This window comes from Serratia sp. 22264 (genome assembly GCF_052045345.1).
Lineage (GTDB): Bacteria > Pseudomonadota > Gammaproteobacteria > Enterobacterales > Enterobacteriaceae > Serratia > Serratia plymuthica.
Genome location: NZ_JBQEOY010000001.1, coordinates 2,151,394 through 2,163,539, shown reverse-complemented (window position 1 = coordinate 2,163,539; position 12,146 = coordinate 2,151,394). Strand labels below are relative to the sequence as shown.

Sequence of the window (12,146 nt, the reverse complement as noted above, 5' to 3'; positions counted from 1 at the left end):
GCTGGTTCCACCGCGTCTGTCGGACAGCCAGACACGGCGGATGTGGGGCTATGGCTGATGTCAGGAAGCTATGTGGGTATGGTAAATTTTGCTCACCACGGTCCAGTGTCCGTTGACCTTCAGCAGGTTGAAAAAGTCCGTGAAACGGAAGCCTGAAATATCGTCGGTATCGATACGTGCGCTTGCCGCGGTGCCCACGATGTCGACGTATACGATGGCGGCCTTCGCCTCCGGTGAAGGCCGGAACGCGGTGTCAATGGTGTCGAAGAGGCCCTGGATCGGACCGCCCGTGAGATTTGCATCAGCGTCAACACCAAAAATCGTTGCCTGGTCGCTGAAAGCGGGCTTCATTACCTCACTCTTTGCCTGCTTTCCGCCTTCGTTATATTTGCTGAGTACTTCCACGATGGCGTTATATTCCTGCACATAAGTTAAGTCGGTCATATCATCTGTCTCCGATTGTGTTGTTACGGGTATCCGCATGGATGCCCGCTATGCGGTTGAAAATCTTTTTTATGACGAACAGTAGCATCAGACCCGCCATAGCAACTGCCATGCCGGTTAACACATCCGCTCGCTGTAAAACATCCCCGGCGCTGACCCCGCCGCGCAGAAGCACCTGGACGTCAGAAATAACACTCCCGGCAGCGGCATACACATACGTGCCGGGGATCAGGCCAAACACCGTCGCTGCCGTGTACTTTCTTAGCGATACACCGCTGATCCCAAGCACGTAATTTAGCGGCGTGAACGGCAGGACCGAGCTCAGGCGTAGCAACAAGATCAGCAGGAGGGCATTGTTATGCGACAGTGAAAGCAGAGTTTTCAGATAGCGGTTCCGGCCTGCAGCGCGCGATGCTGTCGGAAATAACTGACTTTTACTGAGGCAAAACGCGACCAGAGCGGAGGTGGTGCCCGCTAGCAGAGCCAGCACGGTTCCTCCCGTAGCGCCGAACAGCCACCCGGACAGCGCGGTCAGCAGAGAAGCCGGGAAAAACATCAGCGTCGCAGTGACAAAAATAACGAAATACAACACAACCCCTGCCTCTCCGGAGGACTGCAGATAATGGCTGAAGGAGAACGCGAGTTCTGACATAGGGAGTCTCATGCATTGTGTAGTAATCGCTAAGTAATGTTATTATTGTATAGTGATTGCTATGTAATGTGTCAAGAGAATGATTGTATGCCCGACATGAAGACGAAAAACGCAGGTGCCACTGGCGAGAAGCCAAAAGGCCGGCCGCGCAGCTTTGATCGTGACTGGGCCCTGCTCAGAGCGCTGGACATTTTCTGGCGTAAAGGGTTTGAGCCAGCCTCGGTAGCCGAGCTCTGCGCTGCGATGGAAATCAATCCGCCCAGCCTTTATTCCGCCTTCGGTAACAAGGCGAAACTTTTTCTGGAGGCCGTGAGCTATTACGAAAGGGTTTACTGGAAGGCAACCTGGGAGCGGCTTGAAAAGGAGCCTGATATCACGCAGGCGATTGAAAAATTCTTCAGCGAAGCGGCTGATATTCTGCTTTCGCCTTCCGCACCATGCGGCTGCATGGTGGTACTTGCAGCTATCAACGTCTCCCAGGAGTCCGCTGACGTTGTGGAGGCAGTAAGCAAACTGAGGCAGGAAGGAAAAGATCTGTTTGAAAAACGGCTGAGCAGGGCAGTTCGTGAAGAGCAACTGCCGGTGAATACCAGTACCGCTGCATTGGCCACGGTTCTGAATACGCTCCTGGAGGGTATGTCGATCGAGGCTAAAGACGGGGCCACACTTGAAAGCCTGAGGATAACCGGGCGGTATGCTTCACATCTGCTCCCGGGCGGAAAAAAATGACCGCACAAAATGCGAACCGCAAAGCTAGACGACCGGTCAGTTTTTTCACTATGCTATGCGGACTATGAAAAAACAAACGGCTAACATGCGTCAGCACATCATTGATGTTGCCCGGACGCTTGTCACACATAAAGGCTACAGCGCCGTCGGCCTGGCTGAGATTGTCAAAGCCGCCGGCGTTCCTAAAGGATCGTTCTATTACTACTTCCAGTCCAAGGAAGAGTTTGCCGAAGCCCTGCTGGAACATTACTTCAGCCATTATCTCATTCAGGTTGAAGAGCAGCTGTGCGGCAGCGAGCCGGCCAGAGAGCGCCTTCTGCGCTACTTTGCATTCTGGAGAGCCACGCAGGGAGCCGATCTGCCGGAAAGCAAGTGTCTGGTCGTCAAACTTGGGGCAGAAGTTTGCGACCAATACGACAGCATGCGAAGCGTCCTGGCAAACGGAACCCGTGAAATTATTCAGAAGATCACGGCGTGCATACATCAGGGGCAGGAGGATGGCTCCCTGCCATCGGGTGTGGATGCAGAGGCTCTTGCAGAAGAGCTTTACCAGCTGTGGCTGGGCGCATCCCTGATGGCAAAAATTCATACGCCTGAACAGGCGTTCGACAAAGCAATGAGTGCAACAAAGCGGCTGCTCGCGTAGCCGCGTTTTTTTTACTAATTTACTAGACGACCGGTCAACTATTTTGGAGTAACCATGACTGATAACAGCACCCGTACCGATCTCTTTTCCCCTGTGACAATGGGGAAACTTCAGCTGGCTAACCGTATTGTTATGGCGCCTGTAACCCGCAGCCGCTATGGTGAAGACGGCGTACCGGATGAGTTACATGCGACTTACTACGCTCAGCGCGCCAGCGCCGGCCTGATTATTTCAGAAGCCACAAACATCTCAGCTCAGGGCCGCGGGTATGCGGCAACGCCGGGTATCTGGAATGACGAACAGGTCGCCGGCTGGAAAAGGGTCACCGATGCAGTGCATGCTGAAGGCGGAAAAATCGTCTGTCAGCTCTGGCATGTAGGCCGTTTTTCAAGCGTTGAACTGCAGCCCAACGGCGAGCGTCCTGTCGCCCCTTCCGCTATCAAGGCCGAAGGCCAGACCTATACCATTAATGGTTTCGTGCCGGTCTCGATGCCGCGTGCGCTCGAAACCGATGAAATTCCGGGCATTATTGAGCAGTATAAACGTGCCGCTGAAAATGCCCTGCGCGCAGGTTTTGACGGCGTAGAAGTGCACTCTGCAAACAGCTACCTGCTCGATCAGTTCTTGCGCGATTCAACCAATCAACGCACCGACGCCTACGGCGGCTCTATTGAAAACCGCGCGCGCCTGACGCTGGAAGTCACTGAAGCGATCGTCAACATATGGGGCAATGACCGCGTAGGCATCCGCCTGTCACCGGTTACCCCTGACGCCGGCAACACGGCGCCGGACAGCAACGTGATGGCGATGTATGGCTATCTGATCCAGCAACTTAACCGCTTTAATCTGGCGTACCTGCACTTCGTCGAAGGGGCAACGGCAACGTCGCGTAACGTGCCTGCTGACGTGGATATGGATGCGTTGAGCGCGCAGTTCAGCGGTCCGTTTATCGGTAACAACAACTACGACCTTGAGATGGCCATCAGTCGCCGTGATGCCGGGATAATCGACGCCGTCGCCCTCGGCCGCCTGTTTATTTCCAACCCGGATCTGGTTAAGCGTTTGCGTTATGGTGCCGAGCTGACCATCGCGCCGAAAGAAGCCTACTACGGCGGTGGTGCGAAAGGTTACACCGACTGGCCCGAAGGGAATTACTGATAAATAAAACTGGCGGGATCTTCCCGCCGGCTGTACCTCATAAAGAAGGATAAGAATATGAATCACCTGCAGAATAAAACCGCTGTTATTACTGGCGCGTCGTCGGGCATTGGCGCCGCAACCGCGTTGGAACTTGCACGTCATGGCGTGAATATCGTAGCCGCAGCACTGGATCAGACCGGCCTTGATAGGCTGGTAAAGGATATTGAGTCAGCCGGCGGCCATGCTACCGGTCTTGTGACTGATGTGACTCGTCTTGAAGACACACAGGCGCTGGTAAAGCATGCTACTGACACCTACGGTTCTGTTGATATCCTGATTAACAACGCCGGACTGATGCTATTTTCAGCCTGGAGTGACATCGCGTGGGACGACTGGAACAAGATGGTCGACGTCAACATCAAGGGGTATCTGAATGCCATTGCGTCCGTACTCCCGGTCATGCTCAGCAAAAATGACGGACAGATCCTGAACATGGCCTCTGTCGCTGGGCACCAGGTTGATGCCGGCGCGGGTGTGTACAGTGCGACCAAATTCTTTGTACACGCAATGACGGAATCTATGCGTAAGGATCTGGGTGTGAATAAGGGCATCAGGGTCAATACCATCAGCCCGGGCGTGATTAACACGGGATGGGCTGACAAGGTGAGTGATCCGGAAGGACGTAAGGTGGCGCAGGAGCTGACAAAAATTGCTATCAGCCCGCAGGATGTGGCAAATGCGGTGGTCTACGCTCTCAACCAGCCTAAGAACGTGACGGTCAACGATCTTATCGTATCCCCTACGAAACAGAACTGGTAAATCAACAGTGGCAGCAGGCTGGCTGCCACTTCAGCTCTGGAAATAAACGACTTCAGCCTATCGTCGTCAGACGGTCGCTGTCTGCAAGGCTTTAATTCCAGCCAAATAAACATCATTCTCCAGCACCCTGCGCATCTCACTGCACAAATCAGGTTTGCAGTCAAAAGAGGCGGACCAGACAACATGCGTGTTCCCCGGATTACGGGTCGGTAACAGCTGTATGGTAGAAAGATAATTTTCAACAGGCAGAGGTGCTGTTTCAAAGGAATAGGTCAAAACATATGCTTCACTGTCTTTACGGATTAATTTTTCCGTTCCACAGGCTCCACTTCCAAGGATAACCCGGCGCACCGCCCCTACAACATCTTCGGTATAGCCTTCTTCAAACTCACTGCTTACTACGGCGGGATGCCACGTTGAAAGTGCGTGAAACTTTTCAATGATGGCCCAGACTTCTTCAATATCACGCTGTATAACCAGCGATGCGACAGTGCTTTCCATGATTCTCTCTTCAGATAAATTACAGCTTCAGAATGTTTTGTATCATTCACTAAGTAATGCATTCTTTATTTTTAGTGATCGCTACATAACAAGTCAACAGAAACGTACCCGCGTGAGCAACTGAATCAAGATTGTGACTACGTAGCAGTTCACTCACTTGCTGGAAACCTACCGCATATTTCCCTTTCGCCACCTCGGATGCCATCGGAGGGCGTTCAATCATGTGCGCCTTCTCTTTTACCTGGTCTTCGATACCCGGTTTTTTGAACAGCTGGCTTTGGGGCTCATCAAAATGGGCAGTCGAACATGCACTATATTCGCGTACGCCCTGCACAGCTTACAGTATCTTTCATTAGGGTAAGTAGGAGGGGAGCGCCTCTTAAAAGCATCACTTTCAATTGTATAGAGTCCGCTTTTATACAGCTGCATCACCGCTGTTTACATGTCCTAAAACAGCGAGCACCTCCCGAGAATGAAAGCTACTGTATTTATGACAACAACGGGAGAAAGTTATGGGATACAAAATTTCAGGCCTGCAAGCCGGGCAGTTTACCCATCTTTTCGGGCAGAGCGAGTCCTATCTAAAAAGACAGGGTGCAGTAAGAAATACAGTGGATAGCTATCCTGGCTACCCTGACAGAATTTCGTTGCGTGATATTCCTGCTGGAGAAAACGCGCTTCTGATTAACCATATATACCAACCGGCCGATACCCCTTATTTCGGCTCTCATGCAATATACATCTGGGAGGGATGTACTGAGCAGGGTATCTACATCAATGAGTTACCTGAAGTTATGACAAGTCGGATCCTTTCATTGCGAGCTTACGACGAAAACCATTTTCTAAGACAAGCGGATCTCTGTGAAGGAAAGTCTGCAGAAAATCTGATAGGCCGTTTTTTCAACGACCCGGCGATCAGTTATATCCAGATACATAATGCAAAACAGGGGTGCTATGCCTGTCTTGCCGAGCGTTTTAGGTGAACCCTCTGGCATTAAATTTATTATTCCACCTTTTGCCGTTCACTGGGCTATTTACCCTATGCCCCCTCAGTCGGCTCCTCACTCAGAGCCGGCCGGTATAGGTCCGGCCAACGGCTTGGTGCCGGGAGCGGACGTCGATAAGGTCTATGGTGCAGCAGTAAACCGGAACCGGCCACTCTTGCTACTTCGGCAATTTCTGTGTCCCGAGAATCAACGCAATCAGGTAACGTCTCAATCGACTAAGCTTTTGGGCCGGTTAAACCTCGCGTTTTTCCGCCCATTTCAGCATTGCATCGAGAGCAGGGCACAACGCTTGCCCCCACTCAGTGAGCCGATATTCCACTTTCGGCGGCACCTGGGGATACACCGTCCGCGACACGATCCCGTCGGCTTCCAACTGTCGCAGTTGCTGCGCCAGCATTTTTTGCGAAATGCTGGGGATCAGTTTTTCAAAATCGGAATAGCGCTGTACTTTCCCGTCGAACAGATGAAAAAGAATGATTAATTTCCAGCGGCCTTCCAGCAGCCGCAGGACCTGCTCCACGCCGCTTGCGGCCGATTCCGGGCTATATAACTTACTCACCATTCAGTCACTCACTTTTTCGTGCGTACTTGTCAATTTCACAGTCTATGTTGAAGATATCCGTACTGTAAATAACGGGAGTACAGAGCCATGTCATTATCACTACCGCCGGCTATCTCTACCTATTTCTCGATCAGCAATGGTGCCGATATCGCCGGCATTAAGCAGTGTTTTACCGCCGATGCCGTCGTGATCGACGAAGGTAAAACCCATCAGGGGCACGCAGCGATCGAGGCATGGCAACGTGCCGCGCAGGCTGCGTTCGACTACAGCGTTGAGCCGATTCAGGTTCTTGCCGAAGGCGACCGGGTGACGGTCACTTCGAACGTCGTCGGTAACTTTCCCGGCAGCCCGGTAGTGCTTAAACATGCTTTCGGCCTGGTCGGCGACAAGATCAACACCCTGGAGATTCTATGATGTCGTTGGATCTTGATTTCCAGGGTAAACGCGTGCTGGTTACCGCGGGCACCAAAGGTGTCGGTAAGGCGGTCGTCGGGCTGTTAAAACAGCAGGGCGCCAGAGTGTTAACCACTGCGCGCCACGCGCCCACGGAATGTATCGCAGACGCCTTCGTGGCGGCGGACCTGACTACGGTCAAAGGCTGTGCCTCAGTGGCGGAAGCCGTTCAGACACACCTGGGCGGGGTCGACGTCATCGTTCATGTGGCGGGCGGTTCTACCGCACCCGGCGGTGGCTTTGCGGCGTTGGGCGAAGAGGAGTGGCAGCAAGAACTCAATCTCAATCTGTTGCCCGCGGTACGTTTGGATCGTGCGCTGTTGCCAGGGATGTTGGCCCAGGGTGGCGGGGTGATCATTCACGTCACTTCTATCCAGCGTGAACTGCCGTTACCGGAATCAACCACCGGCTATGCGGCAGCGAAAGCGGCGCTCTCGGCGTACAGCAAAAGCCTGTCGAAAGAAGTATCGCCGAAGGGCGTTCGGGTGATTCGCGTCGCGCCCGGCTGGGTCGAAACCGAAGCTTCGGTGGCATTGGCGGAACGACTGGCGCAGCAGGCTGGAACGGATTACGAAGGCGGTAAGCAGATCATCATGAAGGCACTCGGGGGTATTCCGCTGGGGCGTCCTTCAAAACCCATTGAGGTGGCTAATCTCATTGCCTTCCTGGCGTCATCTTATGCTGCCGCCATCACCGGCACTGAATATGTGATAGATGGCGGCACCATCCCGACTGTATAGACAAGTATCTTAATCGGCTCATGCTGGTAGCGAATGATAGGCTTGCGCCCTCCAAGATAAAGGATAGCGTTGCATCGACCCGTTGAACTCACAGCTCATAACCGTCGGTCAAAAACGCCAAAAAGCCCGCTCAGGTTTCCCTGAGCGGGCTTCTCTAATATGGCTCCTCTGACTGGGATCGCCTTTGCCAGTAACTGGCGAATAAGTAAGCTGAATCTGAATTCCCTTGCTGTCAAGACCACCAGAATGACCACCAATCGACGCTGATGAGCGAATGGCCGGGACGTCGTTACTTATTGTTGGAATGGGGGACATGCTGCTGCATCAATTCAACGATCCAATCAATAAAAACTCGCAGTTTGGCGTTGACATGGCGGTTCGGCGGAAATGCCAGGTACAGGGGCATTGGATTAATACGCCAATGTTCAAATAGCGGAATCAAGGAGCCACAAGCCTGATGTGCTGTCGCCATATAGACTGGCAGCGCAATCACGCCTAACCCGGCTAACCCAGCTTCGAGGTAAGCATTGCCATCATCCACGGCAAGTACATAGTTGCCCGTGATTTCAATATGTTCACTCTCTCTGCGCAGTACCAGAGGATCAATCTTACCGGTGCGTGAGGACATGAATCCCACTATGCGATGGTCAGTGTTTTCCAGCTCGCGCGGGTGTGTAGGGGCTCCAAGGCGTTCCACATAACTGGGGGCGACGTAGACGCCGATTTGCAAATCGCCGACATGGCGTGCGATTAGGGACAGGTCGTTGATTTCGCCACCGCGCAGGACGCAATCCACGTTGTCGCCGATCAGATCCACCACCCGGTCACTCACGCCCATGTCGAACTGGATATCAGGGTAGCGTGCGTGGAAAGCCGGTAGCGCCGGCACCAGGATGAGGCGGGCCAGCGGACTGGGCACATCCACCCGTAGCCGTCCCCTGGGCGTAATCGCCGCACTGGACAGGCTGTTTTCAGCATCCTCCATGTCCGCCAGCAGGCGGATGACGCGTTCGTAGTAGACCGCGCCATCGGGAGTGACACCAAGCTTGCGGGTGGTGCGATGGAGCAACTTGACACGCAGGCGCGCTTCCAATTGCTGAATGAGTTGCGTCACCGTAGTTTTGCTTATATGAAGCGTTTGGGCAGCCTTTGTGAAGCTACCGGCCTCCACCACGCGAGCAAAGGCGCGCATCGCATCGAAACGATCCATTCCTTATCCTCTCTATTTCACCGATTGTTTGGATTTTACAAACAATGATGAACAAAGTCGCTTGTTTATCCACCCGATCTGGCACCTGTAAAGTGTCTTGATGTTCACCGGGTAGATTTCGCCCCATTGCAAAGGTACAAACATGACAGCACGCGAAGCAGTTTTTCCTATCGGTCGGCAGGCGCTCTATGAGCGCAATCGCTATTCACCGGCCATCAAATCCAACGGTTTCTTGTTCGTTTCGGGGCAGGTTGGTAGCCGCGAGGATGGTTCGCCTGAGCACGATCTAAAAGCGCAGGTCAGGCTGGCATTCAACAATCTTAATGCTGTTCTCACGGCTGCGGGCTGCACGTTCGGTGACGTGGTTGACGTTACCCTCTTTGTCGTCGATCCCGAGTCAAACCTCGATGCTATCTGGAGTATCCTGCCAGAATATTGGGGGGAAGCGCCTTACCCTACGTTGACCGGGATCGGCGTGACGTGGCTTTACGGATTCAAGTTTGAGATTAAGGTGATTGCCAGGCTGCCCTAAGCGTTACGGGTCTTTCCGTCCGTCGAAAATTCAACAGGGCAGCCCGCGCTGCCTGTAGAGGCAACAGAGAGATTTCTGACGTGCTATATGCCGGATCGGGATGGTTTGCCAGACGGGGCCGGATTTACTGATGAGACAAAGGAAAATTTATGAAAGCAGCGGTTTATGACGTGGAAGGCGCTCCCGGCGTCCTGAAATATGTCGATATCCCAGATCCGGTCACAGGGCCTGACGACATCCTGATTTCTGTCGAGGCTATCTCGATTGAGGGTGGAGATCTGATCAACCGCCGTTCAACTCCGCCGCCTCTTCCTTCATGGATCGTCGGCTATGCGGCTGCGGGCACAGTTATTGCGGTCGGATCGAAAGTCCGTAGCCGTGCGGTTGGGGACAGAGTCGCCGCTTTTAACATGCAGGGATCACATGCGGAACGTTGGGCTGTGCCCGCGGAACGAACCTGGCTTATACCCGATGGGGTGGATATGGCAGAAGCGGCTGTGTTGCCGATTTCTTTTGGAACCGCGCATCATTGTCTTTTCACACGAGGCATGCTCCGGCAGGGAGAAACCGTCCTTATTCAGGCAGCAGCGGGTGGTGTGGGGCTCGCAGCCGTTCAGCTTGCCTCACAAGCAGGCGCGACGGTCATCGCCGTGGCAAGCGGAACGCAGCGAAGAGGCCGGTTGCTTGAACTGGGTGCCGATCATGTCGTGGATCGTGCAGAGAATAACGTCGTGGACAGTGTCCGACAGTACACCGATGGCACCGGTGTTGACCTCGTCATTGATCCGGTGGGAACGACGTTGCCTGCTTCGCTTTCTGCACTCGCTCCGGAAGGACGTCTCGTCTTCGTCGGTAATGCGGGCGGTGGTAGCCTGACTGTCGACTTGTGGCCGCCAATGCAGTCTAACCAAACACTCATGGGGGTATTTATGGGGCCCCTTTTTGAAAGGCCCGGAGTTCGGGCAAGTGTGGACGACATGTTGCAGGCTGTGGCGGCAGGGCGCATCAGGGTTGTCATTGACCGCATCTTCTCCCTGGCCAACGCTGCCGCGGCCCACGAATTTGCCGAGACAGCGAAACCGCTTGGCCGCATCGTTATGAAGCCATGAGGCGCGTTTGACCAGTATGAGTGCGCTGGGCTAATTACTGGGTTCTGGTGCAAGGCTAAGTTCAGATGTCAGGGATAGGGCAAAAGGAAATCCTGAATTATTGATGCGTCTAAAAGTAGCGACTTTGCCTAGCGTATTTCAACCTTTTAAGGTCCGCTCCTCGCTCATAACCGCCGGTCAAAAACGCCAAAAAGCAAAAAGCCCGCTCAGGTTTCCCTGAGCGGGCTTCTCTAATATGGCTCCTCTGACTGGACTCGAACCAGTGACATACGGATTAACAGTCCGCCGTTCTACCGACTGAACTACAGAGGAATCGTGTGAACGGGGCGAATAATAGCGGCGTGGCCCGGGCTTGTAAAGCGTGAAAACGTCTCGCCGTTCCGTTTGCTGCAAGATTATTCAACCTGCTGCTTTTTATCGCTTTTATTGGTGCAGCGCTGCACAACGGCCCACGGTGGGCCGCGAGATGCCTTGTGGTGGTGCAAGCCTGCTTCACTTGCCGCCGGTTGCATGTCGGCGTCTGGTCGCGCAAATATCATTTTTTCTTATTTTTCCGTCGATTAGTTAGCGCTTTCTCTTATTCCGTTACGCTGGCCCGGATTTTGCAGTTCTGTTGTCAACATGGCTTTGCCATACGCAGTTCAGCGGCTCGACGGAGGCAATATGAATCTCAGACGTCTAAAATATTTCGTGAAAATCGTCGATATCGGCAGCCTGACCCAGGCGGCGGAGGTGCTGCATATCGCGCAGCCCGCACTCAGCCAACAGTTGGCGACGCTGGAAGGGGAGCTGAAGCAACAATTGCTGATCCGCACCAAGCGCGGCGTGCAGCCCACCGAAGCCGGCAACATTCTCTATGCCCACGCCCAAACCATTCTGCGCCAGTGCGAACAGGCGCAGAGCGCGGTCATAGGCGCAGGCCAGGCGGTGAGCGGGCAGGTTTCCGTCGGGCTGGCGCCGGGCAGCATGGCTGCGCAACTTGCGCTGCCGCTGTTGCAGGCGGTGCGTGACCGCCATCCCGGGATTTTACTCAGCCTGAACGAGAACATAGGTTCGATGCTGGCCGGGCAGGTAGCCAGCCAGAGCCTGGATATGGCGGTGATCTACGGCGCTAAAATGCCCGACGGCCTGCAGGCCACGGCGTTGATGAAGGAAGATCTGTATCTGGTGGCGACGCGTGCGGTGCCAAGCCCCGGTAGCAGCGTCGATCTGTTGGACGTGGCGCGGCTGAATCTGTTCCTGCCGCGCGAGGGCGATGTGGTGCGCACGCAGGTCGATGAAGCGATGGCGCAGCGCTTGCTGGCCGCCAACGTGATTGGCGAAATCGAATCCCCCAGTACGCTGAGCGCGGCCATCGCCAGCGGCCTGGGGGCGACCATTCTGCCGGAATCCGTTGCGCGGGCGATGATTGGCCCGGCCAAGGCGTGGATGGCGCGTATCGCCGCTCCGGCGCTGAGCGTGCCGCTTTCACTGTGCATTTCCAGCCAGCAATCGCTTTCCGCACCGGCGTTGGTGGTGAAGGATATTTTGCTGTCGATTGCCGCTGGCCGCAGCCAGGAAAAACGCACGCTGGCGCTGGTGCAATAGGGATTTAAAAAGGCC

General features: G+C 54.3%; 15 protein-coding genes, 1 tRNA gene and 1 pseudogene. 10 read left to right on the top strand and 7 right to left on the bottom strand.

Annotation, left to right across the window (positions count from 1 at the left end; genetic code table 11):
• Positions 1-60: 60 nt before the first annotated feature.
• Both ACTJJ1_RS10130 and ACTJJ1_RS10125 read right to left on the bottom strand, forming a co-directional pair.
• Positions 61-444 carry a nuclear transport factor 2 family protein gene (locus ACTJJ1_RS10130; RefSeq protein WP_004946569.1) on the bottom strand — a complete coding sequence of 128 codons (384 nt, stop codon included), beginning with the start codon at positions 442-444 and terminating at the stop codon, positions 61-63.
• Position 445: 1 nt separating this feature from the next.
• Positions 446-1,096: a TVP38/TMEM64 family protein gene (locus ACTJJ1_RS10125; protein WP_051170097.1), complete on the bottom strand. Its 651-nt coding sequence runs from the start codon at positions 1,094-1,096 to the stop codon at positions 446-448.
• 87 nt (positions 1,097-1,183) lie between these two features.
• Here ACTJJ1_RS10125 and ACTJJ1_RS10120 point away from each other — a divergent pair, with 87 nt between their 5' ends.
• The 4 genes from ACTJJ1_RS10120 (at position 1,184) to ACTJJ1_RS10105 (ending at position 4,430) form a co-directional block, all read left to right on the top strand.
• Positions 1,184-1,825 (top strand): TetR/AcrR family transcriptional regulator, encoded by a 642-nt coding sequence (locus ACTJJ1_RS10120; RefSeq protein ID WP_110605849.1) that lies wholly within the window; start codon positions 1,184-1,186, stop codon positions 1,823-1,825.
• A 64-nt stretch (positions 1,826-1,889) separates the two neighbouring features.
• A complete protein-coding gene (locus ACTJJ1_RS10115; RefSeq protein ID WP_440833423.1) occupies positions 1,890-2,471 on the top strand; it encodes a TetR/AcrR family transcriptional regulator in 582 nt (193 codons plus the stop codon).
• Positions 2,472-2,525: 54 nt separating this feature from the next.
• Complete coding sequence (locus ACTJJ1_RS10110; protein WP_004946559.1) at positions 2,526-3,629, top strand: alkene reductase; 1,104 nt, start codon at positions 2,526-2,528, stop codon at positions 3,627-3,629.
• A gap of 57 nt (positions 3,630-3,686) precedes the next feature.
• Positions 3,687-4,430, top strand: coding sequence for an SDR family oxidoreductase (locus tag ACTJJ1_RS10105; protein ID WP_062792308.1), 744 nt, complete (start codon positions 3,687-3,689; stop codon positions 4,428-4,430).
• A gap of 66 nt (positions 4,431-4,496) precedes the next feature.
• Here the strand turns inward: ACTJJ1_RS10105 and ACTJJ1_RS10100 are convergent, their stop codons facing one another.
• Both ACTJJ1_RS10100 and ACTJJ1_RS10095 read right to left on the bottom strand, forming a co-directional pair.
• Complete coding sequence (locus ACTJJ1_RS10100) at positions 4,497-4,931, bottom strand: SRPBCC family protein (RefSeq protein WP_020453887.1); 435 nt, start codon at positions 4,929-4,931, stop codon at positions 4,497-4,499.
• A gap of 142 nt (positions 4,932-5,073) precedes the next feature.
• Positions 5,074-5,208 (bottom strand): annotated as a pseudogene (locus ACTJJ1_RS10095) (ABC transporter substrate-binding protein); the annotation flags it as partial.
• A 235-nt stretch (positions 5,209-5,443) separates the two neighbouring features.
• On the opposite strand from ACTJJ1_RS10095, the gene ACTJJ1_RS10090 reads away from it, so the two are divergent.
• Entirely contained in the window at positions 5,444-5,914 is a 471-nt protein-coding gene (locus tag ACTJJ1_RS10090; protein WP_020453886.1) for a DUF1203 domain-containing protein, read from the top strand.
• A 256-nt stretch (positions 5,915-6,170) separates the two neighbouring features.
• On the opposite strand, the gene ACTJJ1_RS10085 is transcribed toward ACTJJ1_RS10090, so the two are convergent.
• Positions 6,171-6,497: a winged helix-turn-helix transcriptional regulator gene (locus ACTJJ1_RS10085; protein WP_440833636.1), complete on the bottom strand. Its 327-nt coding sequence runs from the start codon at positions 6,495-6,497 to the stop codon at positions 6,171-6,173.
• Positions 6,498-6,587: 90 nt separating this feature from the next.
• Between ACTJJ1_RS10085 and ACTJJ1_RS10080 the strand changes: the two genes are divergently transcribed.
• Both ACTJJ1_RS10080 and ACTJJ1_RS10075 read left to right on the top strand, forming a co-directional pair.
• Positions 6,588-6,914 (top strand): nuclear transport factor 2 family protein, encoded by a 327-nt coding sequence (locus tag ACTJJ1_RS10080; protein WP_440833420.1) that lies wholly within the window; start codon positions 6,588-6,590, stop codon positions 6,912-6,914.
• Positions 6,914-7,693, top strand: coding sequence for an SDR family oxidoreductase (locus ACTJJ1_RS10075; RefSeq protein WP_440833634.1), 780 nt, complete (start codon positions 6,914-6,916; stop codon positions 7,691-7,693). Before ACTJJ1_RS10080 ends, ACTJJ1_RS10075 begins: the two co-directional genes overlap by 1 nt.
• Positions 7,694-7,982: 289 nt before the next feature.
• On the opposite strand, the gene ACTJJ1_RS10070 is transcribed toward ACTJJ1_RS10075, so the two are convergent.
• The gene (locus ACTJJ1_RS10070) at positions 7,983-8,903 is read right to left on the bottom strand and encodes a LysR substrate-binding domain-containing protein (protein ID WP_440833418.1); all 921 of its coding nucleotides are present in this window, start codon (positions 8,901-8,903) and stop codon (positions 7,983-7,985) included.
• Between the two features lie 142 nt (positions 8,904-9,045).
• Here ACTJJ1_RS10070 and ACTJJ1_RS10065 point away from each other — a divergent pair, with 142 nt between their 5' ends.
• Complete coding sequence (locus ACTJJ1_RS10065; RefSeq protein ID WP_004946530.1) at positions 9,046-9,435, top strand: RidA family protein; 390 nt, start codon at positions 9,046-9,048, stop codon at positions 9,433-9,435.
• Between the two features lie 149 nt (positions 9,436-9,584).
• Positions 9,585-10,544, top strand: a complete 960-nt coding sequence (locus ACTJJ1_RS10060) for a quinone oxidoreductase family protein (RefSeq protein WP_004946529.1) — start codon at positions 9,585-9,587, stop codon at positions 10,542-10,544.
• 236 nt (positions 10,545-10,780) lie between these two features.
• Here the strand turns inward: ACTJJ1_RS10060 and ACTJJ1_RS10055 are convergent.
• Positions 10,781-10,856, bottom strand: a tRNA-Asn gene (locus ACTJJ1_RS10055).
• A 351-nt stretch (positions 10,857-11,207) separates the two neighbouring features.
• Between ACTJJ1_RS10055 and nac the strand changes: the two genes are divergently transcribed.
• Complete coding sequence (gene nac, locus ACTJJ1_RS10050; RefSeq protein ID WP_006326378.1) at positions 11,208-12,131, top strand: nitrogen assimilation transcriptional regulator NAC; 924 nt, start codon at positions 11,208-11,210, stop codon at positions 12,129-12,131.
• Positions 12,132-12,146 lie beyond the last annotated feature (15 nt).